Source organism: Tigheibacillus halophilus (assembly GCF_042683165.1).
Taxonomy (GTDB): domain Bacteria; phylum Bacillota; class Bacilli; order Bacillales; family Amphibacillaceae; genus Tigheibacillus; species Tigheibacillus halophilus.
In genome coordinates, this window is sequence record NZ_JBHUIZ010000003.1 from 976611 (window position 1) to 1000042 (window position 23432).

Consider the following 23432-nt stretch of genomic DNA (forward strand, 5'->3'; position numbering starts at 1 on the left):
TGGGCGGTTTATATATGCATATAAACGCTCTCCAGAGGTGCGTCCTGCAAGAGTTCTTTTGCCTGAGAGATTCACAAGAATTTGTTTGCTCCTTCGGCGTTGCTGCAAAAAACAGCAATCTCTCCCCCTGCATTCATTCGCATTTATGAAAATCGACCTTTTTGGCTATACTATGTAGAACTGGTGAAATCACTATTTAATCAACATCATTATAGCATAGGTTCATTTCGTTGCCTATCAAAATCATGGATAAAACACAGCAAGAATAAAGGATGAGTGAATTGAATAATATCCAAATCACATACGATGAAACGTTCATCAATGAACTCATGGAAAAAATGGATAATAATGAAAACATGTCCTCTTGGGAGCTTTTCCGTATGGCATACGAAGCGGAAAAAACGACCATCACTACGGAATTTGACGGTTTGCTTTCATTGAAATACCTGCCACAGATGCATTTTCTGCATCATCAAATCAGTACTGCCAACCAGGTAATTGAGAAAATGCATGGCCGGGCTATTTTGGCAGATGAAGTAGGGCTAGGAAAAACAATTGAGGCAGGATTGATACTGAAGGAATATATGGTAAGAGGGCTCGTTAAAAAAGCGCTGATTCTTGTGCCTGCTTCCCTTGTCAGTCAATGGGCGAATGAGTTGAATCAGAAATTTTACATACCAGCAATCGCTCACCGCAAAAACTACGCATGGGAAAGCATAGATATCATGATTTCATCGATCGATACTGCAAAGCGGTCCCCACACCGGGAAGCGATTCTTGATATCGACTATGATTTCATTCTGATCGATGAAGCCCACAAATTAAAAAATCACCAAACAAAAAACTATGAATTTGTCCGTGCTCTAAAGAAAAAATACTGTTTGCTGTTGACGGCGACACCGGTACAAAATCGTTTGATTGAAATCTTCAATCTCGTTTCAATTCTCAAGCCAGGTCATCTGGGAAACTATGATGACTTTGTCAAGAAATACGGCAAAAACCGCAATCAGCTGAAACGGGATGAGTTGTTGAAACAATTGGTACAGCAAGTAATGGTACGCCATACTCGTAAAAATACAAATTCCGCCACCTCTGATATTAAGAGGTATATCCAAACCATCTGGGTTGATTTTAGTAAAGAAGAAAAGAGAGTCTATAAACAGTTGGAAAATCTTGCTTCAAATTTAGCGGCTTTTACTAAAATTACGCTACTTCGAGAGATTTGCTCATCAAGGGAAGCATGCTATCTATCTCTAAAAAAACTGGCCGACAAAAATCAGCCAACAGATGAAATCAACCAAATCATAGAAAGCATTAGTACATTGCCACAACATAGCAAGGCAGAAAAAGTCGTTTCATTATTAAAAGAACATCAAGATGAAAAAATGATCATATTTACAGAATACAGAGCAACTCAGGTCTATCTCCAATGGTATCTTAAGCAGCATGGTATTACATCTGTGCCATATCGTGGTGGTTTTAAAGGAGGAAAAAAAGACTGGATGCGCCAGTTATTTAAAAACCACGCACAAGTTTTGATTGCCACAGAAGCCGGGGGCGAAGGGATCAACCTGCAATTTTGTAATCTCATGATTAACTTTGACCTGCCCTGGAATCCAATGAGGCTCGAACAAAGGATTGGAAGGATCCATCGTTACGGACAGGAGAAAGATGTGCGTATTTATAATTTCGCTATCCGGGAAACAGTGGAAGAACATATCATGAAATTATTGTATGAAAAACTCCATTTGTTCGAACGTGTCATTGGTCAGCTGGACCACATTTTAGAGAAAGTGGAGATCAAGGATCTAGAGCAGGAAATTAAAATGATCATGGCAGATTCCGCGTCGACTGGTGAACTGAGGATCAAATTAGATAATTTGACCGCGGTGATCAACTCCCATGCGGATTCCTCGGAAGCAAAGGAGCTAGGCTATGGCAATATCTGACTTGAACCGGTTTTTATCGAATTTTTTTGAAGCACATCATTGTCAGGTGACTTCTGACGGTACCAAGGGTACGCTGACAGTAAAACTGACCGAGGAAATGGACAAAGCTCTGATGAACCGCCCGTTTTATTGGCATTATATAAAAAAAATAGGACAGATTGGCGAGCCCAAACAACTTACATTCAATACTAAGCCGGAACAAACACAAACATCGGGGGAGTACATTCACTTTGGCAGCCCGCGGCTGCAGCAGATCATCAGCCATTTGAAAACAAACGAACGCTTTACACGACTTTATCAATATTTGCCAGTCTCTGCCAGAACCCCTCTTTACCCTTGGCTCGTAACGAACATTAAACTGAGCTACATCGGTAAACAAAAAAAAGAGCAGTTGTTTTCCATTGGTTTGAATCTGGTTAATGGTGTAATGAAAACGGAAATGATGGATGAGCTGCGGACAATCACGTTACAGCCCGCGATCTCTGATTTCTGCTATGCCATTTCTCCCATGATCAAGCCAGGGAGCGGCTTCCGAAGGATACTGGCTGTCTTGGAACAGTTCGTCCATGACCAGGACCATGAATGGGCACAACAGTCTTTAAAAGCACTGGAAGATGAAAAACAGCTGTTGCAGGCTTTTTATGAAGGTGAGTCAGAAGAAGCCCGCAAGCAGATGGATCAGGAAATAACAGAAATTACCCAGCGATATCAACCTGAGATCAACATGGAGGTTGTAAACGGCGGAATATTTTATCTTGCCGGCAATTCGACTCACCCACTCAAATAAAGCAGACTTCCTTTACGAAGTCTGCTTTTCTCAACCGGATTTTTTCATGAATAAACGAATTGCAAGCGGGAGAACGCCGAACCAGCGGCTGGACACCCCAGCTTTGTTCCGGTTTTTCGTTTTTCGTTTGATTCGCTCCTCTTTAGGGGAATCCATGTAAGACACAACTTGTTGCGTAATGAATTTGATATAATCGTTTCCGGAAATCCTCACCACTTCCTTTTTGCATCGTATTATTTCTATTATTGGCAATCCTGAACGGGTCTATTCCCAAGCAGAGACACTACCTCAGCAGATATTTCCTCCACTGTTTTATGATCTGTTTCCACAGTTATATCAGCTGTTGATTCATACAATAAGCTGCGCCTTGCGAACAACGCTGCACGGGCTGCGGCCGGTTGTTTCCACAACGGTCTCGATTGGTCATCATGCAATCGGTTTTCAATGACATTTAAAGATGTTGGAAGATAAACGACTACCCCATTATCCTTCATAAAAGAAATATTTTCAGCCGTTTCCACAATGCCTCCACCGGTTGATACGACTCCTGAGGTTATTTCCTTTAGTGCGTTCGTTTCATACGTACGAAACGCTTTTTCTCCTTCTAAAGCGAAGATGTCAGGGATGGTACGCCCCGTCATTTTTTCTATGTATTCATCTGTATCGGTATATTCCATTTGCAGTTGCTCCTGCAGCTTTTCTCCAATTGTCGTTTTTCCACTTCCCATAAAACCGATTAAATAAATGATCATTTCCTAATCCCCAATCTTTAATTAATTTTTGAAAAAAGAAGGATTCTGCCGATGGATGTCGAATGATATATATAAGCCACCTGAAAGGAGGTGACGAATTGAATCCTGCATCCGTATTAGGCGAAAAAATTCTTGCGCATGCCATCGGTCTTCACGCTAGCGATATTCACTTTTATCCTTTTGCTGCAGAGACAAAAATTTACATCCGTGTACACGGGAAACGAATATTTTATCTAGCTGTCCCTACTATCCAATATGAGCTTCTGCTGACATATTATAAGTTTACATCAGGAATGGATATTGGGGAAACAAGAAAACCACAAAATGGTGTATTATTCCATCAAACTCCAACGAACCGGTACCACCTTCGACTTTCAACACTTCCAGTCAATAAAAACGAAAGCCTGGCCATCAGGCTGCTTCCCCAGGAAAAAAATATTGCCTTGAAAAATGCATTTTTGTTTCCCTACCAGTTAAAAAAACTTCAACAATGGATGCAGTATCGTGCAGGTTTGATTTTATTCACTGGACCAACAGGAAGCGGAAAAACCTCTACTTTATACGCACTTTTACAATCTGTCATTCAAGACGGCTCCTACCAAACCATCACTTTAGAAGACCCCATTGAAAAAGACCTTTCTGACATTTTACAGGTACAAATCAATGAAAAGGCAGGCATCACTTATCAGGCTGGATTAAAGGCTGCATTACGGCATGATCCTGATATCATCATGGTCGGAGAAATAAGGGATGATTACACAGCCCAATTCGCTTTTGAAGCTTCTCTTACAGGGCATCTGGTTCTCAGTACGCTACACGCTAAAAATGCACAGGGCACTATCGGCCGCTTGCTGGAAATGGGGCTCAAAGCAGGTGATTTGGAGCAAAGCCTTATAGGTATCGCTTCCTTACAGCTGCTGCCGCTGCATTTTGCCAATAAAGCACAAGGAAGAGCAGCCATCATGGAAACACTGGATGGCGATGACTTGCAAAGGATCATTTTACAATACAACAAAGCTTTTCGCCCGCTTGCAAAGTCGTTCAATCATTTGAGAAAGAAGGCCTATGCTTATGGTTACATTTCTAATGAAGAAATTCAGAAAAAATGGTCTGAGTGACGAGCTGCAGCTCCGCTTTTTACAGAGATTGCAACGCACACTCGCTAATGGTTATCCACTTTTGGAAGCACTGGATACCATTCGTTGGGATCGGCGGCTGGCCAACACTGCCGTGCAAATAATCGATATGTTAAAAAGAGGTCTTGCTTTGGATGAAGCATTGGAACAAACAAAATTTCATCCCTCCATTTGCTCTTATCTGCATTTGTCAAGAAATATCGGGAATGTTGCGGAGAGTCTGGACAAATGTATAGAAATGTTTCAAAAACGATGTGAATATCTCAGGAAATTCCAGCAACTCTCACGATATCCGTTGTTACTGATCATCGTTTTTTCTCTCCTCCTCTTCTTTATCAAAAAGAATGTATTGCCGGCTTTTCTGGATTTATTCCAAACAAGCTCACAAGCTTCGACAACTGTTACTGTTTCATTATTTGTAATCGACTTTTTGATGAATTTGACTGTCGTGGCCAGTATATTAGGAATAAGCGGTATCCTTTTTTGGAAATATGGTGAAAACCGAATCAGCATTGAAACCCGTATTCGTTTCTACCGCTCCCTGCCCATTTATCGCGTGTACCTTAGAATGAACACCTCCTTTCAATTTGCCAGCCATCTTTCTTCGATGCTAAAAACAGGCATGACTTTAAAAGATATACTAACCAGCTTGTCCAATCAGAGAAAATACCCTGTAATCTCCCACTATTCATCTATTCTCACTGCTGAGGTTTCAAAGGGCATGCAGGTACATCAAATTTTGCCTGGATTATACTTTTTGGATGATCAATTAACGTTCATCTTTCACAGACATGCAGATATGCTTGCATTGGAGAAGGACCTTGCTGTCTATACTGATTTTCTGGTGGAGGATTTACATCGTAAAATCATAAAGGCTATCACCATGATACAACCAATTTTTTTCATTGTACTGGCGTTATTGATCATTTTCATCTATGTCAGTCTGATGTGGCCCATGTTTCAACTCATTCAATCCATTTAAAGGAGCATATGTCATGTTTAAAAACGAAAAAGGATTTACATTGATTGAAATGCTGATTGTATTATTGATTATTTCGGTATTGATTATTTTGATTGTTCCCAATCTGGCTAGAAAAACAAAAGATGTAAATACCAAGGGCTGCAATGCACTCGTAACTGTCGTACAGGCCCAGGTGGATGCATATCATCTCGATCATGGTAATGTACCGGCGAGTTTGGATGTACTTCAGCAAGAAGGATATATCAATAAAGATCAACTTAGCTGTCAAGGGAAAGGTGCCCTGGTTTATGGAAGCGGAAAAGTTTCAGCTCCGGCAGAATAACATCTCTAATGGATTCACACTGCTTGAAACGATTTTCGTTCTCGGAATCCTATCTCTTTTCCTCGTATTGGCTATTCCCCTGTCATGGACATTTCTGCAAAAACAACAGGAAAAGCAATTCATTGACACGCTGCAATCTGATTTGTTGCTGATTCAAAGTCTTTCAGCACAGGAAGATGACCAGATAAAAATAATTTTCCACGAAACTGATTACACTGTTCAGACCAGCCGGGCAAAAAAAGAAACTCAGCGTGCTTATCCCCCAGGATGGATGCATCCGCCAAGACTTTATACAACTATTTCTTTTTCGGATGGTCAGGTACGGGAACCTGGCACCATTAAATTTAAAATTAATGATGCCAAGGAGTTAAAGTTTGTTTTTCCGCTTGGGAAAGGACGTGGTTATTTTGCTGAATGAACATTTTCAAAAAGGCTTTACACTATACGAAGTGGCAGCCGCAGCGGCAATTCTATTTACTGCCATCTCCATCGTCTTCCCTACTGTTTCTCTTATGGCAAAAGAACGTCAGGCACTTCAGCAAAAAATTCTGATTGCAAGCAGATTGCACGACGAACTCGAATTGCATACTGGCAAAACAAAAACTCTGCCAGAATCAGAAAAATACACCCTAAAACTAAATGAGGCTCTTGTCGAATTCACTTTTTCAGAGGACAATTCCACAATAAAAGGATGTGCTATCTGGAACAATGGAAAAAACAAACAAGAAACGTTTTGCCTTTATGGCTATTTGCCAGAATGAAGGTGGCTTTACTTTTATACATCTATTCGCTTCCATCGCGATATTGCTTCTGATCCTCCCTTTCATCGCAGGCTTAATCAGTGCATCACAATATCGCAGCAGCTATGAGATGCTTTCTATTCACCAGTTTTTTCAATACTTCCAAGCCGAAATGAATGAAGCTTCTGATTTCCATGTCCATGATAATATAGTCGGAATTCACCTAAAGAATGGAGCTACTGCGAATTTTGAGGAGTATCACCACCAAATTCGCCGTCAGGTTGCGGGAAAAGGGCATGAGGTGTATTTGCGTGATATCAAGCATGCCAAATTCAAAGAAATGCCTGAGGGCATACAGACAAAAATTGAAACCCAGGATGGTAAAGTATATGAAAAAATCATTTTCTTTTATAACTGATCGGCAAGGTTTCATTTTTCCATATGTTATGTTCATTATCGCTATTGTATTGCTGCTTGTGACCACAAGCAGCAATATGTACAAAAATGAGATTCATATTGCGAAACAATTCACGGATAATCTGCAAATGAATACTGTCTACCAAATGGGCTTCGCAAAGTTTAAGGAAGAATACGTTGGCAATCTTATGAATGCTGATTCCGACAAAGTTGACTATGAATTTCCACCTGGCCATGTTGCCATCCATTATTCTGAAAGTGATGAACAGATTAAATTGGATATGAAAATTACTTTGAAGGGAGGTTCTGCCAAAAGAACCATTAAACGGACTTGGGATCCTATTCAATAAATTGCTGGGGATGTGTACAATTTTCAACAATCAGCTGCACACCCCTTTTTTACACCTTTTATCGACTATAATGAATGTAACCATAGTGCAGAGGTGATAATCATGCAGCAAACATTGAAAATAACCAGTGTGTTAAGTGATCCGACCAGGTTCAATATATACCAGTATATGATCGAAAAACATCAGGATACCAGTGTGAATGATATTGCCAACAAATTTGATATCCATCCTAATGTTGCCAGAATGCATCTGAATAAGCTCGAGGATATTCAATTGCTTGTTTCCTACGCAAAGAAAAATGGCAAAGGAGGCCGTCCAAGCAGGCTGTTTCGTTTATCCGAAAAAGTTATCGATCTGCATTTTCCTCACAGGGATTATAAGCTTTTGTCCGCTATTACACTGGAAACACTTGCAGGTATGGGCGAAATCGGTAAACATGCCCTGTTTGAAACAGGCCGAAAATACGGTTATAAACTAATTGCAAACCAATACCCTTTTCAAGATGATTGGACGCCAGAGAAAAAGATAAAATTGCTCGAGGAGGCAAGTTGTATGCTTGGCATGTACGCCAGTTATACATACCTTCCTGATAAAAAAATGATCACTTTCTCCATCAGCAACTGTCCCTTTAAGGAATTGGCAGATATGGATCATGAGATAGTTTGTGAAATGCATCACGATTTTCTGCGAGGGATGTTAGAGGCTTTATTTACGAATATAGAGCTTTCAGAGACCCAAAACATGTTCCATGGCTGCGAAAACTGTGCTTATGTGGCAAAACTGGCAGATGTTTGATGTGTTTTATTTACAATCCCTATTCTCTCGTTTATAATAACAATGATAGGGAATCCTAAACGTAAAGCACTAAAGGAGGGGATAGCATGGATCGAATGTTTCGAGTGCTTAGCTTTTGGACAGGAATTTTCACTGTAATGTTTTATATTGGCGATATGAAAGGTGTTGCCTTGTTATTCCTGATTCAAACAGTCTTTTTCCTTACAGTAGGTCATTTGAAATTGTCTGAACGTATGTATATGTATTTGTTCGGCGCTTATTGTACATTATTCATGGTCGGCTTTACATGGTATTCTGAATTCATCCTTGTCCCTGGATTTGGACATTAAGAAAACCGTGGCAGGCAAAATTGCAATTGTAATATGATTTCGTACATAGCCTGCACAAAAAAACCACACAGCAACGTGTGGTTTTTTTGTGCTTGCTTGCATGACAGCTTGATGTGTTAGTCGTCGCAGTTCTTGGCTTTAAAAAAAGGATTATTGCTTTTTTCAGTACCGATAAAAGTTGAACTGCCATGCCCAGGATAAACAGCGTAATGGTCAGGCAATGCACACAACTTTCCGCAAATCGTTTTTTTTAATACCGTCATATCTCCGCCAAATAAATCCGTACGGCCGATACCTTGATGAAACAATGTATCCCCATCCAGGACGAAATCATTAAATACAAGACTGATACTTCCTGGTGAATGTCCAGGGGTATGCAGGACATGGAATGAAAAATCCCCAATGCTTACTTGTCCTTCCCCTAATGACAGGGGGCTGACCTGAACGGTCACTTCATGATGCAGCATCCCGCTTGAACCATTTTTATGCGGATCTGTCAGCCAACTATGTTCTGCTTCGTGCAAATAGACATTCAAATCATACGTATGTTGCAACTGTTCAACTGCACCGATATGATCGAAATGTGCATGCGTCAGAACGATAGCAACTGGAGTTAGTTGATGTGTTGCGATATAGTTTGTTAGCACTTCTGCATCCCCGCCTGGGTCAACAATTAAAACTGCCGCGTCAATTTCTAATAAGTAACAATTTGTTCCAATCGGACCCAATTGGAAAGTAGTGATATTGATATTCATTTAGGAATCTCCCTTCTCTCTCATCTTCATGTTATGTCTCGACAAAAACGCATTAATATTATAAAATAATTAATAGTGATTAGGTACATATTAAAATAACCAGGCACTAATAAACAATTGTGAAACCTAAAATAACATAAAGGAGGATCAATAACGATGCAACATTTCATTTTAGCAGTAATCTTGCTTATCGTCGCTATAGTATCCGTCATTTCTGTGTTCCGTCAATTTAAGATTAAAAACATGCTGGCATTGTTTTTTGCCGCCGTGTCTGCAGTGACATTCGGTTTTTTCTCCATTGCTACAATGGTTGACGTTATCCAAAAATCGTTATAAAACAATGATTTTCGGCAGTGCTCATAAGGATTGACTATCATTAAAAAAGCTAACAAACGTTAGCTTTTTTATTTTACCATTTTAATGCGGATTTTGGTTGAAAACCAATGACGCCGCACCAATCAGGCCAGCATCATTACCAAGTTTTGCAATTTTAATTTCACAAACCTCAGCCAGTCTCTGCAGAGCATACTTCCTGAACGCCTGTTCAAGCGGCACACGCAATTGATCATTTGCTTTGGAAACACCACCGCCGATCACAATGCACGAGGGATTGATGACAGCTGCAAGACTTGCCAGCGTCCTTCCCAGTACATCAGTTGTCCTATCGATAATCCTTTGGCTTTCTGCATCATTTTCTGCGGCCAATGCGAATACATCCTGCGCCGTGATACCATTTGATTTGTGAAAGATATCAGCTAGACGACTGAAAGGAACTTTCTCAACAATCTCCATCGCCTGCCTGGCAATCCCAGTCGCAGAAGCGATCGTTTCCAAGCAGCCCCGTCTCCCGCAATTACAAGGATGTCCATCAGGGTCAATCGTAATATGTCCGATTTCACCTGCAGTACCGTTGACTCCATCAACAATTTTCCCGTTGACAATGACACCACCGCCAACTCCCGTCCCTAGCGTGATAGCCGCCATATTAAGCGCACTATTTCCTGCTCCAGCCCAGTTTTCCCCAAGGGCAGCGGCATTCGCATCATTTTCAATACTTATTGGCAATCCCGTACGTTTTTTGAAAAGTCCTTTTAGATCTACATCGCGCCACCCAGCGATATTGACAGCCTGGTATATAAAACCCGTTTCTCCGTCAATAAAACCCGGTGCTCCGACGCCTATACCTTCCACATCCGCGAAGCCCCAACCATACTGGTCAAGTTTTTTTTCAATAGAACTGCAGATATCGTCTACTATGGACGTACTTGTACCATTTTGATCAGTAGGGATTTCCCACTTCTGCAATATTTCGCCTTTTTGCTTCACAATGCCAATCTTGATAGATGTTCCCCCAATATCTATGCCAATTGCGTTTTTCTCCATTTTCCAACCCCTCTTTTTTCTAATCTCTTGCTTCCTTTCTCAAAACAAGCAACGCATTTTGATACTCACTACCAGTAATGACCTTTGCGCGATAGAGCTCTGTCAGTTCTATCTCCATCAATTCCAAATCCGCTTTTCTGTTTCCAACATAAATGAATATGCCAAATCTTTTTAACAACTGTTGTACATCATACATCGTTTGCAAATTAGATCACCAGTTATTATTATACCAAAGACAATCGAGAAAACCATCCGCTTCATGCTCATAAATACTTGTTCGGCCACATACAGTGATATCAAGCGGAATGATACAGTGCTCCAATTTTTGATCGGTTACTTTATAACCTGAAATGGATACCTAAATAACCGCGAATGATCGCATGACATTCAACATACGGATAGCAGGAGATATACCAGTAATTTTTTGAGGCTTTTTCCCGCTTACCAAAAACATTTTAAATTAAAGGGAGATTATCATGAAAAAATGGCTGCCCTACCCCATCGTGTTTTTTGCCGTCCTAATGATAGGCATTTGGTATATGGAATCCCTGAAAACAGTGCCAAGTATTACATACTTCCCTGAGAATGAAACAAATCAGTTCCGTTCAGCGTCTACAACATTAAATCTGGTTCCTGGCAAGGATTCTTCTTCCCATATCAGCTGGCAGACAAAATCCACGACTGACAAACCAGCATATTTACGTCAGGATATTACTTTTTTGTTTGCGAATGGTGAGTTGCGTGGAGTGCACAGTTCTTGGAAACAGCATGTCCGGACATTAAGCTATGGACTAAGCCTTCCTGCCCGTGAAGATGCATTTTGGCAAAGCATCTCATTACATCATGCTGAAATACATGAAAGCCCCGATTCCATTACAGGGATACAGCAATCTACAGCGGACAAGCTGTATGTTTATACAGATGCTTCTAAAGAGCATTCTTTCCATGCACCAAACAGCAAGGGGGAAAAGGAGATCCAAACGAAACTTCAGCACTTGACAAGCCAACGATTGGAGTCAAATTGGTCTGAGCTTGCCCGGCATTTCGGTCTGCAATTGCATGATTATATTGTATTCGGACTTACAGACCTGCAAAAATATGAAACAAGTGCTTTACCAGGAATGGGGCAAAAGCAAACCCATGAAATTGTCGGGAAACTTTGGGAAGGAATCTATAAGAATTATCTTCTTCCAGCAGTGAAATATAAACAAAATGGCCTTACGTCACATATGCCATGTATATTACTGGATACAAAAAACAGCGAGATCATCGTACTTTTCGATTTCAACGGCAAGCCCTATAAGTTGATACAACAAATACCCCCGCAGAATTGATCCGCATAGTATAAAAGGAACAGCAGAAAGGCCGGTATCCTTTCTGCTGTTATGACTATCCATCTTGTTTTAGTTGATTATACAGTTTTTCAAAATCCTTGTGATCCGGCTTAATATCATAGGCCTTTTTTGCCGAAATTTTCGCCTTTTCCATCTCTTTCTTATCCATATAAAGCAAGGCCAGATTATAGTATGATTCAGCAAGATCCGGGTTAGCCTGAATACTGTTCTCATAGTCGGCAATTGCTTTGTCGGGTTGTTTTGTGGCTGTATACGCATAGGCTCTTTTAAATAACAACACGGCTTTTAGCTCTTCCTGTGCTTTTTCAAGTCCTTTTGTTGCGTGTCTGATCGCACCGTCATAATCCTGCGCCTCCATAAGCTCATTCACTTGTTCCCATTCATAAACCGCAGAATGCTTTGTCTGATGTGTGCCGTAAATATAAAATGTCACAAACAATACAATACTCAGGATTAACGCAAAAGCCTGATGTAGATATTTTTTGGCCTTTGGCAGCTGAACAACCATCGCTGCAAGAAAGCCTCCTGCTAATCCTCCTAGGTGCGCTTGCACATCTACACCAGGAACAAAAAATCCATACACTAAATTGATGAGCAAGAGAAACAAGATATTTTGTCCCATCGTACGTAAAAATACATGCCGATGGTATAACCCAAAACAAATCAAGGCACCAAAAAGCCCGAAAATAGCACCGGATGCCCCCGCGGATACATTCATATTAAATGCGAAACTGGCTATTGCCCCACCGGCTCCCGCAACCAGATAAATGACAAAGAACCTGCCTGATCCAAACATCTTTTCAACGAGAGAACCAAGGTAATATAAAACAAGCATGTTCATGAACAAATGGAGGAAACCGATATGTAAAAACATCGAAGTCAGAAGCCGCCACCAGTCCCCGTCGATGATACTGACATTATCTTTTGCCCCAAAACGGACCAGATTTTCGGTTGATTGGCTTCCCCCATTGAATTCCATGAATAAAAACATGATTATATTCATTGCCATAAAAAGATATGTAAAGATTGGCTTGCCAAAATCGAACAAGTTTTTTTCTTCTGTTTCTCGTTGGCGTAATTCAGTTTTTAATTCATTCTTCCATTGCTGAGCAATCTGTATCTGATTATCTGGATCTGGAGATTCCCTATCGGTTTTAAGCTGAGTAATGTGTAAATTTGCTTGAAGTCTTTGTAATTCTTCACTGAACTCTGTCCGGTCCAAGTAATATACATGCATCAGAACAGGCTGCTTATCATTCAGCTGCATCGGTTTTTTTAAGATTTCCCAATCATCAAGCGGTTTTTCATCGGCAATATATACATTATGTACTTCAATCTGCTTGTTAGCAAGCAGCTTTCTGGCAGCCCTTATTGCATGGAAAACTTTCGTGATATCTTGTTTCATGTGATTTTTCCAATGAAATTCTCTTGGAAGAAAACGGACAATTTGTGTTCTCTTGCCTATTCTTTTCTCTAGCCACACTTCATCCGTTTCTTCGTCAATCAGCAACACCTGAAAAAAATATTCGCTGACCAACTGCCTGACTAATTTGTACATCAAATACTTTTCATTTTCTGCAGACATTCACTTCCCCCTTTCCTTCATGAACCGATATAGCGATCATACTGCGCTCTTGCCAAAACAATATCCTCTGTCCCTTGGACAAGAACCCTTCCGTCAGGAAAAATGGCAAATTCTAATTGATTATCAAAGAATACCTTCAATAAAAAGGGAGTTTTTTTAACTGTAGCAACGTTGGAAAGTCTTTGTTCCCATTCCGACAAATCCATCTTTTGTTTACGATGGATCTGAACCGTATTCCTGCCGCACAAAACAGTTTCTTCATCAGCCGCGCTCGCCTGTAAAGCGGGATACCGCCTTTGCACACATGTCGGACAACTCGCAGACTGCTCAGAAAACTTCACATCATATTGCTGGTTTTTCCAAATATCAAGCACATGTAAGCTGTTACGCAGACTCTCTTTATTGCAGGTCAAGAATTTTAACGTCTCCATTACTTGGAAGGAAGCGATCATATTGACAGCTGGAGCCAGTACACCAACCGTATCGCACGTCTGGCCGTTGGCCCCGCCTTCTTTCATCAAACAGCGCAGACACGGTGTCTCCCCAGGTATGAAAAAAGCTGTCATGCCGCGTGAGCTGACTACACCGCCATAGGAATATGGAATATTATATTTAAAACATGCATCATTTAACAGAAATCTCGTTGCAAAGTTATCTGTACCATCCAATACGATGTCGATGTCTTGTAATAATTGATCAATATTTTCCTTGGACACATTACCTGTGATTGCTTCGATATGTACGCCACTGTTAGCTTTTTCCAATTTCTGTTTCGCTGCTACTGCTTTTGGCATCGTGGCTGCTACGTCATCTTCATCAAATAATGTCTGCCTTTGCAGATTGTGCAGTTCGACATAATCTCTGTCGATCATGCGGATGTACCCTATACCTGCTCGAACCAGCTGGTCACAAATAACTGTCCCCAAAGCTCCGGCGCCGACGACGAGAACAGAAGATTTCGTGAGAGCTTGCTGGCCCGCTTCCCCAATCTGAGGAAACAGCATTTGTCTATGATAGCGATTCATATTTATCCTTCCTTTATGTACAATAGCTTATTCTCTGTGAGAATGTATGAAACAGGTATGTCGAATGATTCCCGGGGTATTTGATCCATCAATTGCATGGAATGGATGATTGATATCGTATCATTGGGAAAATCAGTTAAGAACCGATCGTAATAGCCACCTCCAAAGCCGATGCGATAACCCTTTTTATCAAAAACGATTCCTGGAACCAGCAACAAATCAATAACATTTTTTGAAACAGTTTCTGTCACTTCCGGGATAGGTTCCAATAAATTGAAATGTGCTTTTTCCAATTCAGAAAAACTAGTCAATCGATGAAATGCCAGCTTTTTTTCCTGGGGAAGGCATTTGGGAACACAGACTGTTTTTCGAGATTGCCAGGCAGCTTGTATGATAGATTTGGTTTCCCATTCGAATCCTCCGGAAACCGTAATCCCGATAGTTTTCGCATTTTGCCATAAACTGGTCTGTAACAGCCCTTTTAAAAGCTGGTTTTCAATTTGGGCTTTGTCATCTGCCGACACTTCAAGTAGTTTCGCGATCATCCATTTCCGAAAACTTGTTTTTTCCATATGCATCCCCCCTTCATTCTATGTAAGACAATCATATCCCATAAGCTGCGTTGTTTCCAATTTGCGGTTTTTATGAAAAAAACTCCTATCTGTATGAAGGATAAGAGTTTTTGGTTGAAAGATTTATTTTGTTTCACGATGCAACGTATGTTTTTTAAGACGTGGGCTGTATTTCATAAGCTCCAGACGCTCTGGGTTAGTACGCTTGTTTTTAGTAGTGATGTAATTACGATCACCGGTTTCAGTGCAAGCCAATGTAATATTTACACGCATGGTTTTCCCTCCAGACTAACAAAACTTGTTTTCACTGTAGTATTCACTTCAGACCTACTTATCATAGCAGAAGTTTTCCATTCAATCAAGAAGTACAGTGTAGAAATTTGGTGTTTTCTCTTTGCTTCATATATGATATAACTATTAATGGGAGAGAAAAATTGGAGGTAAAGTTAAATGATTTATACAGGAATTACAATCATTGCCATTGGTATCGTCCTGCTGATTGCGTCTTTCTTTATGAAGGACAAGCTGGAAGATTTGGAAAGTGAGATTGAACATCTGACTATCACCACATCGCAGGATGTATATCAGCTGAAAAAGAAAGTCAAGACACTGGAAGAAGAGCTGCTTTCCGACAGCATGCCAGATGAAAAATATTTTACTGAACCACACAACAAATATTGAAAAGTCAGGGTGAATAGATTTGAAACACTACATACGTTCTTTCGCGCTGGGACTCTTGGTCAGCGGTGCACTGATGTTTGCTGTCTATTATTTCTTTGATGACTCCGTCAACGCCGGCAAAAATATGACAGTTGACGACATGAAGGAAACGATGGCTGAAAAGGGTTATCGCGTGATGTCGGAGCAAGAATACATCGACTTGTCCGTCCATAAAGACGAACAGCAGAAAGAAAAAGAAACATCCGACAACACCGCCGCTGGTGATAAGAATAGCAAGGATGCAGATGAAGAAGCTCAGAAAAATACTGACAAAGAAAAAACCGCTGATAAAGAAGATAAAACTTCCAAAGAAAAAGAAGAAAAGACAGATAAGGAAACTAAAAAATATACTCTTCACATTAAATCAGGCATGCCTGCATCTGAAATAGGAGATATGCTTGAAGAAAATGGTATTATCAAAGATGCGGATAAGTTCAATGCTTACCTGGAAAAACATGATTACAGTCCAAAGGTGCAACAGGGAAAATTCAAAGTGAACAGCGATATGGACTTTCAACAGCTTGTTAAAAGTTTTACAAGAGATTAATCTAAGAGCTTCCAATGCCGGGAAGCTCTTTTTTTATCGACAAAAAAAGCTCCAGGTGCATTTCTTATGCTCCTGGAGCTTCGCATCATTTCTCTTTGGCTCGTTTTTCTTTTAAATCAAAGTATGTTTTTATTAACCCTTGGCCAATCTTATGGTTAATATCATAGTTCGCTTCCAGACCCGCATTGGGGACGACTATCGCGAAGGCAATTTCCGGATTATCATACGGAGCGTAGCCGACAAGGGAATAGTTTTCAGTATCTGCCAGTTTTTTTCCGTCCTCGTATATCTCATTTTCCGCCGTACCTGTTTTGCCGGCTATTTTATATGAGTTATAGGGTGCGAAATTGAAACGTGAGTACGCTGTCCCTTGCGGGTTGTGAAACACTTCCCAGAAGCCTTCCTGCACCCGTTTCAAATATTTATCATCCATTTGTATTTTATTCATGATGGTTGTATTCACAGATTCTTTTACCGGTCCAAGCTTTTCATCCTCAGAGTTTGAGTCACGCACTTCTTTCAGAAAATGTGGACGAACCCTGTAGCCGTCATTGGCAATTGTCGATACATATTGTGCTAACTGGAGTGTCGTAAATGTATCGTACTGCCCGATAGCGAAGTCAAGCAAATTACCCGCTTTTGGGTGATCCCCCTTATAGCCAGTTGCTTCAAATGGGAAATCGACACCTGTTTTGACCCCAAGGCCAAACTCGCTGAAATAATTACGGAATTCATCCATGGCTTCTGGGTGGAACGTAATGCTCTTGTCACGCTGATAATTGTATTCTCCGCCCATGCGCATAGCAATATTAAACATATAAACGTTGGAAGATCGCCTCAAGGCTTGTACCTCATTTAGCGTACCTAACCCATATTTCATCCAGGAACTTTTCTCTGGAGTACCAGCAATCTTTATCGGTGCATCATGGAACATTGTACCAATGTTGATAACACCCGATTGTAGTCCGGACAACACCGTTGCCCCCTTCACAGCTGATCCTGGCTGTCTTGCGTCGTATAATGCCTTGTAATCAGCATTTTCATATTTATGCTTTTTATCGTTATAATGTGAACCGGAAACCGCTAATAATTCACCAGTCTTAGGGTTCATGGCGACAGCCATAGCATCGGTCATAAATCTGTTCAAATATGGTGATTTATCCTTGGTAGATTTCAGCGCATCTTTGACAATCTTGTCCAATTTCTTTTGGAATTCCATATCTATCGTAAGTACAAGATCCGATCCGCGCTGTCCTTGCACGATTGTTTTGGTGTCTACAACTTCTCCCTGTTTATTGGTCGTATATTGTATCTGTTCTTTGCGACCGCGAAGCAAATCCTCATATTGTTCTTCGAGTCCGCTTTTTCCGATCCGGTCATTACGATTGTAGCCCTTGGCAAGAAATTCTTTCAATTTCTCGGATGGGACACCTTGCTTTTCAGAGGTGATAGAACCGAGCATATTCTTAAATGTATTCTTGTATGGGTATTTACGATCCCAGTCGGTTGTCGCATTGATTCCCGGTAGCTCATGCAGGTGCTCAGATACCTTCGCATATTCATCAGCAGTGACATTTTCATTTTTAATAATTTGCGGTGTCAAAGAATAGGCCTTGTCCATCTCTTTTTTAATCAGCATTACTTTCATGTCTTCTTCTGTAAAATCGCTGATTTCCTTTTTGGTGATACGATTCAAAATCGTTTGATATTGATCCCCATTGTCCATTTTGGATGCTTCTTCACTGGAGAGCCGTTTATCAGCTTCTTTTTGATGAAGCAGGTACCAATATTCTTTTTTATCCCGTTCTGTGATTGTTTTTAATTTCATTTTCTTTGTTTTGCTGTCATACATGGATATGTACTTGGAAAGCTTTTTAGCCACATCCAGTTTTTCTGTCGGCTGCACACCTTTTGGCGGTGTATAAGTGATGGAGTATAATGCTTTATTATCCGCGATCACATCATGATTACGGTCATATATTTTTCCGCGTGGCACAGGTACCTTGGTGACATCTTTCACTGTACTGTTGATTTTATCCTGGAACTCCTGACCATTTAGTATCTGCACGACGCCAAGCTGGACAATCAACACCGAAAACAATAAGAATACTACAAAAAACAGTATATTTAACCGGAAAGGAAGCTGTGCTCTTTTCTTCCTTTTTTTCTTCATATTTCTCCCCCATTTACATTTGACAATAAACATGATCGATAGGTGAATCAAACTTGTTTCATTATAGCATTTTTTGCATAGAGTTCACACGTCATTACCTATTTTTTTCATCAGATAATTGATCTTTTATGGGAATATCCTTTTTATTTTTCGGTAAAGACGTCAGGTAAATGTCTTTTATAAAAATATACACAAGAAAATGCCCCGCACCAAATATGATCAGCAACACTGGAATGATTTTCACTGGATCCATGAACATGATAGCCAGGAGAAAGATAAGAATGGAAACGACGCGCCCGATATTAGCAAAAAGTTCTCTGACTACAATATATTCCACTCTAAGTTCTTTCGCTTTAGAAGCCTTGCCAATCACGTCAAATGTCATCGAAGTATAGGGAACGGTCAAAATCGGATAAGCGATACCGATAATGACAGCATAAATGATCAGTGTCGTATAGTTCATATGGATGAGAATGATAAATAAGGAAAAAAACAACATACCTGCTCCGAACAGTATCGCTTTTTTTCGTCTGGATGGTTTGATATACTTCGTTGCTAAAAAATAAGCAACGAAAGACAGACCTGAACAATATAAATTGAACATACCCAGGGATAGTTCGCTTTTAGTTACCAGATAAACCCAGATTGTAATCACAAACCCGAAGATTCCCTCACGTAACCCTTGGAACAAATGAGCATCTAATATCTTTCGCCAGTTTTTGTTTCGGGATCGTTCTTGCAGCACACGTTTAAAATAAAAATCTCCCTCTGCCTGCCTTCTTTTTAAGAAAAAACTGCAAACAACCGCACCAATGAAAAGTGCAAATGAAACAGCGAAAATCACTGTATAACCGATGTCATCTGATAAATAAACAATGATCATTCCTGCAGCTAAAGGACCAATCATACCGCCTAGGGACTGTAAAACCCCCAAAAACCCATTAAAGAAATCACGCGTATCCGGTTCAGTAATCTCAAAGGTCAAAACATTATAAGCCAGCCAATAGAAGCCATAGCCGATTCCGAGCAAGCCACCTAAAAGGAAATTGTATGTGGCGGATTTTTCAGCCAGGAATAAGACAGCCAAGAAAAAGAGTGACAAAAAAGAAACGCCTAAGCGCAAAACAATGATTCGATCAATTTTTTTGGCAATGATGCCTGCAAAAATAAAAGTGATTGGCTGAAATATGAAAATAGCCAGGTTATAAACAGCTATTGTGGTGTAATCGCCTGCTTGCTTCCACAAATACACATTCACGAATGTATTGGATAAAAATATCCCCAGTGAATACAATCCGCCAATCACAAGTAAAAAAATTAAGTCGCGATTTATCTCTGTTTTTCCTAATATGATTTCCATACCTTTACGCATACGAATTGCTCCTTCGTCTTTCATCTTAGTGTTACGCAACTCGCTGCTAGTTATTCAATTCACTTTTGTGTCATAGACATTCAAGGTTGGCTAATATTAATAATAATGAATGAAAAAAGGCATATCACCCAAACGGGCAATATGCCTTTCTGACAATTCCATCAATTACTTAGCTTCGTTGTAGTTTTTAGCCACTTCATCCCAGTTAACGACGTTCCAGAATGCTGAAATATATTCAGGGCGTTTATTTTGATATTTAAGATAGTATGCGTGCTCCCAAACATCCAGGCCAAGCAATGGTTTTTTGCCTTCCATAACAGGATTGTCCTGGTTTGGTGTACTAATGATGGAAAGCTCTCCATTGTCAAGAACAAGCCAAGCCCAGCCTGAACCAAAGCGTCCAGCCGCTGCTGCTGCAAACTCGTCCTTGAATTGATCGAAGCCTCCAAATTTATCGTTGATTTTATCAGCAAGTTCACCTGAAGGCTCACCGCCGCCATTTGGTGAAAGCAATTTCCAGAACATGCTGTGGTTGGCATGTCCGCCGCCATTGTTGCGAACTGCAGTGCGGATATCTTCTGGAACAGCATCCAGATTGCTGATCAATTCCTCCAATGATTTTTCTTGAAGATTTGCATGCCCTTCAAGCGCACCGTTAAGTTTTGTCACATACGTATTATGATGCTTTGTATGGTGAATGTTCATGGTCTCTTTATCAATTGTAGGTTCCAATGCATCATAGGCATACGGTAGTTCTGGTAATTCAAATTTAGCCATAATATAACTCCTCCTCGAATAATCATTGTAAAGGATGGAATATTCATCCTTTTAACTTTAGATTATCAAAGGGGACATAGCGTTGCAACATATATGCACCAAAGATTTTCAGATAATCTGCCAATGGTAATAAAAAAACAAGCCTATGCTTGTTGAAAGGAGATGGCTCGGGACGGAATCGAACCGCCGACACAAGGATTTTCAGTCCTTTGCTCTACCGACTGAGCTACCGAGCCATGGTATAAGGAATCAAATTTGTTAATTGCGATTGTACGGCTATTTTTCCATAAAAGATATTGCACTACGAAATTATGTATGGAGGAGGTAGAGGGATTCGAACCCCCGCGGGCTTTGACACCCCTGTCGGTTTTCAAGACCGATCCCTTCAGCCAGACTTGGGTATACCTCCAAAATGGTGGACCCTGCAGGACTCGAACCTGCGACCGATCGGTTATGAGCCGATAGCTCTAACCAACTGAGCTAAGGGTCCCACTATTTTGTGTAAACAATTTATACAATTTTTGGTGGCGGCAGAGGGGATCGAACCCCCGACCTCACGGGTATGAACCGTACGCTCTCGCCAGCTGAGCTACGCCGCCATATGGCTCCACAGGTAGGATTCGAACCTACGACCGATCGGTTAACAGCCGATTGCTCTACCACTGAGCTACTGTGGAATGTTTCAGATATGTAATGAGCACAAAATATAATTTATCATGTTCTACAAATAAAGTCAATAACTTTTTTGAAGTGTCGTCCCTCGGTAACAAAATGCGTCATCCTTCGACAACAATAAATACTATACCATGATGTGATATGGAATTCAATATAATTGATTAAAAAAATAGCGTATCATTTTAAAACCCGGAACTGCCGCCCCGGGTTCAAAGATATTACTTATAGATGATCTATTTTTCCAAGTACCTCCTCAGCGATGTTCACCGCGTGATCACCGACTCTTTCCAGGTTGCTGATTATATCGACAAAAACGATTCCTGCTGCTGGTGTGCACAATCCTTCATTCAAACGTATAATATGCTTTTTGCGGTATGTCCGTTCCATCTTGTCTATTTCATTTTCTTTTTGCAGTACAGATAATGCCATTTTGCGGTCAACATTTTCCAACGCCTTTACAGCTTGTCTGACTGTCATGACAGTCAGATCGTACATATTATTAATATCCTCCTGTGCTGGCTTTGTCAGTATCAGCTTGTTCGATATCTGATAATTAACCAATTCAATGATGTTCTCATAATGATCACCTATTCTTTCGATATCGCGAACCGTATCCATAAAAGATGTATGTCTGTTACTCTCCGCTTCTGACATCGATTTTCCAGACAGCCTGATAAGGTAATCAGTTATTTTCCGATCCAGATTATTTAAAGCTTCCTCTGTCTGGAGTGCGATTTCTGCATGTTTTTGTTGATGGGTCACCAGAAAGTCATTTGTTCTCTCAAGCCCTGACGAAGCAAGCTCTCCCATACGTATAATTTCAGCCTTTGCCTGGTCCAGTGCGAGTGTAGCTGACCGTTCAATAAAAATCGGGTCCAAATGCTTTGGTTTATGTTCAATAATCATGTCTTCCCCAGGCACGAGCTTCGTCACTGCCCATGCTAATGTTCCAATAAAGGAGAACTGTATCAGCGTATTAGCGACATTAAAGCTGCCATGTGCAAATGCAAGGGTCATTTCCGCATTCAAGTGCAAATGCTCCTGCAGGTAAATGATGTACTTTGTAAACCAGCCTAGAACAAGTAAAAATATGATGGAACCTATCACATTGAATAATACATGTGTTAATGCCGTTCTTTTAGCTGCAACAGAAGCCCCGATCGATGCAAGAACCGCTGTAATGGTCGTCCCGATATTATCCCCGAATAAAACCGGGATGGCTGCATGTAATTCAATCGCATTTTCAGCATATAAGCTTTGCAGGATTCCAATTGTCGCACTGGAGCTCTGAACTATCAATGTTAATAGCGTGCCTACCAGTACCCCTAGTACAGGACTGTCGCTCATATCCAACGTCAGTTGCTGGAACGCCTGCAAGCTGCTAAGTGGTTTCATGGCTTCTCCCATTAACTCCAGTCCAAAAAATAAAGCTCCAAATCCAAATAACGCTTGTCCAATCGCAGTAATTTTCTTATGTTTGAAGAAAAACAGCAAAAAACATCCGATAGCGAGAACTGGTAATGCATACTCCCCCACATTTATCCCAATGATAAAAGCTGTGACGGTCGTGCCGATATTCGCCCCCATAATGACACCGATCGCTTGACGCAGCGTCATGAAACCGGCATTTACCAAGCCTACTGTCAATACGGTTGTACCTGAACTGGATTGGATCAGAGCCGTTACAATAATACCAGCCAGCACTCCCATGAAGGGATTACTCGTGAATCTATCCAGTATGTCGCGGAGACGATCGCCTGCGGATTTTTGCAGTCCTTCTCCCATATATTTGATGCCTAGTAAAAAGATACCCAATCCACCTAAAAATTCGAAAACAAGCTTTTGTACATCTACATCCACGATGATACCTTCCCTTCAACAACAAGTTCTGTAACCAATTATGAATGAATTTAAGAAGTTGTAAATATGATTGC

Annotated in this window: 28 protein-coding genes, 5 tRNA genes and 1 riboswitch; of the genes, 15 read left to right on the forward strand and 18 right to left on the reverse strand. The window is 40.6% G+C overall.

Going from position 1 to position 23432, the window contains the following annotated elements:
• Positions 1-40: 40 nt before the first annotated feature.
• A riboswitch (glycine riboswitch) is annotated at positions 41-137 on the reverse strand.
• Positions 138-329: 192 nt separating this feature from the next.
• Positions 330-1949: a DEAD/DEAH box helicase gene (locus ACFSMW_RS05450; protein WP_390353941.1), complete on the forward strand. Its 1620-nt coding sequence runs from the start codon at positions 330-332 to the stop codon at positions 1947-1949.
• On the forward strand, positions 1936-2736 hold the full coding sequence (locus tag ACFSMW_RS05455) for a YqhG family protein (RefSeq protein ID WP_390353690.1): 801 nt from the start codon (positions 1936-1938) through the stop codon (positions 2734-2736). Before ACFSMW_RS05450 ends, ACFSMW_RS05455 begins: the two co-directional genes overlap by 14 nt.
• Before the next feature lie 30 nt (positions 2737-2766).
• On the opposite strand, the gene ACFSMW_RS05460 is transcribed toward ACFSMW_RS05455, so the two are convergent.
• Both ACFSMW_RS05460 and ACFSMW_RS05465 read right to left on the reverse strand, forming a co-directional pair.
• Entirely contained in the window at positions 2767-2952 is a 186-nt protein-coding gene (locus ACFSMW_RS05460) for a YqzE family protein (RefSeq protein ID WP_390353691.1), read from the reverse strand.
• Between the two features lie 26 nt (positions 2953-2978).
• Positions 2979-3488 carry a shikimate kinase gene (locus ACFSMW_RS05465; protein ID WP_390353692.1) on the reverse strand — a complete coding sequence of 170 codons (510 nt, stop codon included), beginning with the start codon at positions 3486-3488 and terminating at the stop codon, positions 2979-2981.
• Positions 3489-3586: 98 nt separating this feature from the next.
• Between ACFSMW_RS05465 and comGA the strand changes: the two genes are divergently transcribed.
• From comGA to ACFSMW_RS05510, 9 genes are all read left to right on the forward strand, one after another.
• Positions 3587-4606 carry a competence type IV pilus ATPase ComGA gene (gene comGA, locus ACFSMW_RS05470; RefSeq protein WP_390353694.1) on the forward strand — a complete coding sequence of 340 codons (1020 nt, stop codon included), beginning with the start codon at positions 3587-3589 and terminating at the stop codon, positions 4604-4606.
• The gene (locus ACFSMW_RS05475; protein WP_390353696.1) at positions 4560-5606 is read left to right on the forward strand and encodes a type II secretion system F family protein; all 1047 of its coding nucleotides are present in this window, start codon (positions 4560-4562) and stop codon (positions 5604-5606) included. The genes comGA and ACFSMW_RS05475 overlap by 47 nt, the downstream gene beginning before the upstream one ends.
• 13 nt (positions 5607-5619) lie before the next feature.
• On the forward strand, positions 5620-5928 hold the full coding sequence (gene comGC / locus ACFSMW_RS05480; RefSeq protein WP_390353698.1) for a competence type IV pilus major pilin ComGC: 309 nt from the start codon (positions 5620-5622) through the stop codon (positions 5926-5928).
• The gene (comGD, locus tag ACFSMW_RS05485) at positions 5894-6346 is read left to right on the forward strand and encodes a competence type IV pilus minor pilin ComGD (RefSeq protein ID WP_390353700.1); all 453 of its coding nucleotides are present in this window, start codon (positions 5894-5896) and stop codon (positions 6344-6346) included. The genes comGC and comGD overlap by 35 nt, the downstream gene beginning before the upstream one ends.
• Positions 6336-6689: a hypothetical protein gene (locus ACFSMW_RS05490; RefSeq protein ID WP_390353701.1), complete on the forward strand. Its 354-nt coding sequence runs from the start codon at positions 6336-6338 to the stop codon at positions 6687-6689. The genes comGD and ACFSMW_RS05490 overlap by 11 nt, the downstream gene beginning before the upstream one ends.
• A complete protein-coding gene (locus ACFSMW_RS05495) occupies positions 6637-7086 on the forward strand; it encodes a competence type IV pilus minor pilin ComGF (protein ID WP_390353702.1) in 450 nt (149 codons plus the stop codon). The genes ACFSMW_RS05490 and ACFSMW_RS05495 overlap by 53 nt, the downstream gene beginning before the upstream one ends.
• Positions 7058-7435, forward strand: a complete 378-nt coding sequence (locus ACFSMW_RS05500; RefSeq protein WP_390353704.1) for a hypothetical protein — start codon at positions 7058-7060, stop codon at positions 7433-7435. The genes ACFSMW_RS05495 and ACFSMW_RS05500 overlap by 29 nt, the downstream gene beginning before the upstream one ends.
• A 102-nt stretch (positions 7436-7537) precedes the next feature.
• Complete coding sequence (locus ACFSMW_RS05505) at positions 7538-8230, forward strand: helix-turn-helix transcriptional regulator (protein WP_390353705.1); 693 nt, start codon at positions 7538-7540, stop codon at positions 8228-8230.
• Between the two features lie 86 nt (positions 8231-8316).
• Entirely contained in the window at positions 8317-8559 is a 243-nt protein-coding gene (locus ACFSMW_RS05510) for a DUF2626 domain-containing protein (RefSeq protein ID WP_390353707.1), read from the forward strand.
• Positions 8560-8675: 116 nt separating this feature from the next.
• Here the strand turns inward: ACFSMW_RS05510 and ACFSMW_RS05515 are convergent, their stop codons facing one another.
• Entirely contained in the window at positions 8676-9314 is a 639-nt protein-coding gene (locus ACFSMW_RS05515) for an MBL fold metallo-hydrolase (RefSeq protein ID WP_390353708.1), read from the reverse strand.
• A gap of 156 nt (positions 9315-9470) precedes the next feature.
• On the opposite strand from ACFSMW_RS05515, the gene ACFSMW_RS05520 reads away from it, so the two are divergent.
• A complete protein-coding gene (locus ACFSMW_RS05520; RefSeq protein WP_390353710.1) occupies positions 9471-9650 on the forward strand; it encodes a DUF2759 family protein in 180 nt (59 codons plus the stop codon).
• Between the two features lie 81 nt (positions 9651-9731).
• On the opposite strand, the gene ACFSMW_RS05525 is transcribed toward ACFSMW_RS05520, so the two are convergent.
• Both ACFSMW_RS05525 and ACFSMW_RS05530 read right to left on the reverse strand, forming a co-directional pair.
• Complete coding sequence (locus tag ACFSMW_RS05525; protein WP_390353712.1) at positions 9732-10697, reverse strand: ROK family glucokinase; 966 nt, start codon at positions 10695-10697, stop codon at positions 9732-9734.
• 19 nt (positions 10698-10716) lie between these two features.
• A complete protein-coding gene (locus tag ACFSMW_RS05530) occupies positions 10717-10902 on the reverse strand; it encodes a YqgQ family protein (RefSeq protein ID WP_390353714.1) in 186 nt (61 codons plus the stop codon).
• A gap of 271 nt (positions 10903-11173) precedes the next feature.
• On the opposite strand from ACFSMW_RS05530, the gene ACFSMW_RS05535 reads away from it, so the two are divergent.
• Positions 11174-12031: a hypothetical protein gene (locus ACFSMW_RS05535; protein WP_390353715.1), complete on the forward strand. Its 858-nt coding sequence runs from the start codon at positions 11174-11176 to the stop codon at positions 12029-12031.
• Positions 12032-12086: 55 nt separating this feature from the next.
• Here ACFSMW_RS05535 and ACFSMW_RS05540 read toward each other — a convergent pair whose 3' ends face one another.
• The 4 genes from ACFSMW_RS05540 to rpmG all read right to left on the reverse strand — a co-directional run bounded on the left by ACFSMW_RS05540 (position 12087) and on the right by rpmG (position 15507).
• Positions 12087-13637 carry a rhomboid family intramembrane serine protease gene (locus ACFSMW_RS05540; protein ID WP_390353716.1) on the reverse strand — a complete coding sequence of 517 codons (1551 nt, stop codon included), beginning with the start codon at positions 13635-13637 and terminating at the stop codon, positions 12087-12089.
• Between the two features lie 17 nt (positions 13638-13654).
• The gene (locus ACFSMW_RS05545; RefSeq protein ID WP_390353718.1) at positions 13655-14662 is read right to left on the reverse strand and encodes a ThiF family adenylyltransferase; all 1008 of its coding nucleotides are present in this window, start codon (positions 14660-14662) and stop codon (positions 13655-13657) included.
• A gap of 2 nt (positions 14663-14664) precedes the next feature.
• Entirely contained in the window at positions 14665-15234 is a 570-nt protein-coding gene (locus ACFSMW_RS05550; RefSeq protein WP_390353720.1) for a 5-formyltetrahydrofolate cyclo-ligase, read from the reverse strand.
• Between the two features lie 123 nt (positions 15235-15357).
• The gene (gene rpmG, locus ACFSMW_RS05555) at positions 15358-15507 is read right to left on the reverse strand and encodes a 50S ribosomal protein L33 (protein WP_050353076.1); all 150 of its coding nucleotides are present in this window, start codon (positions 15505-15507) and stop codon (positions 15358-15360) included.
• Between the two features lie 177 nt (positions 15508-15684).
• Between rpmG and ACFSMW_RS05560 the strand changes: the two genes are divergently transcribed.
• Entirely contained in the window at positions 15685-15915 is a 231-nt protein-coding gene (locus ACFSMW_RS05560; protein ID WP_390353723.1) for a hypothetical protein, read from the forward strand.
• Positions 15916-15934: 19 nt separating this feature from the next.
• Positions 15935-16501, forward strand: coding sequence for a hypothetical protein (locus ACFSMW_RS05565; protein ID WP_390353725.1), 567 nt, complete (start codon positions 15935-15937; stop codon positions 16499-16501).
• A gap of 85 nt (positions 16502-16586) precedes the next feature.
• Here ACFSMW_RS05565 and ACFSMW_RS05570 read toward each other — a convergent pair whose 3' ends face one another.
• From ACFSMW_RS05570 to ACFSMW_RS05610, 9 genes are all read right to left on the reverse strand, one after another.
• A complete protein-coding gene (locus tag ACFSMW_RS05570) occupies positions 16587-18674 on the reverse strand; it encodes a peptidoglycan D,D-transpeptidase FtsI family protein (protein WP_390353727.1) in 2088 nt (695 codons plus the stop codon).
• 94 nt (positions 18675-18768) lie between these two features.
• The gene (locus ACFSMW_RS05575) at positions 18769-20046 is read right to left on the reverse strand and encodes an MFS transporter (RefSeq protein ID WP_390353729.1); all 1278 of its coding nucleotides are present in this window, start codon (positions 20044-20046) and stop codon (positions 18769-18771) included.
• A gap of 165 nt (positions 20047-20211) precedes the next feature.
• Entirely contained in the window at positions 20212-20823 is a 612-nt protein-coding gene (locus ACFSMW_RS05580) for a superoxide dismutase (RefSeq protein ID WP_390353731.1), read from the reverse strand.
• 163 nt (positions 20824-20986) lie between these two features.
• Positions 20987-21059: transfer RNA gene (locus ACFSMW_RS05585), tRNA-Phe, on the reverse strand.
• A gap of 80 nt (positions 21060-21139) precedes the next feature.
• Positions 21140-21232: transfer RNA gene (locus ACFSMW_RS05590), tRNA-Ser, on the reverse strand.
• 4 nt (positions 21233-21236) lie between these two features.
• Positions 21237-21313, reverse strand: a tRNA-Ile gene (locus ACFSMW_RS05595).
• A gap of 32 nt (positions 21314-21345) precedes the next feature.
• Positions 21346-21422, reverse strand: a tRNA-Met gene (locus ACFSMW_RS05600).
• Positions 21423-21425: 3 nt separating this feature from the next.
• A tRNA-Asn gene (locus ACFSMW_RS05605) sits at positions 21426-21500 on the reverse strand.
• A gap of 220 nt (positions 21501-21720) precedes the next feature.
• Entirely contained in the window at positions 21721-23358 is a 1638-nt protein-coding gene (locus ACFSMW_RS05610) for a Na/Pi cotransporter family protein (protein WP_390353733.1), read from the reverse strand.
• Between the last annotated feature and the right edge of the window lie 74 nt (positions 23359-23432).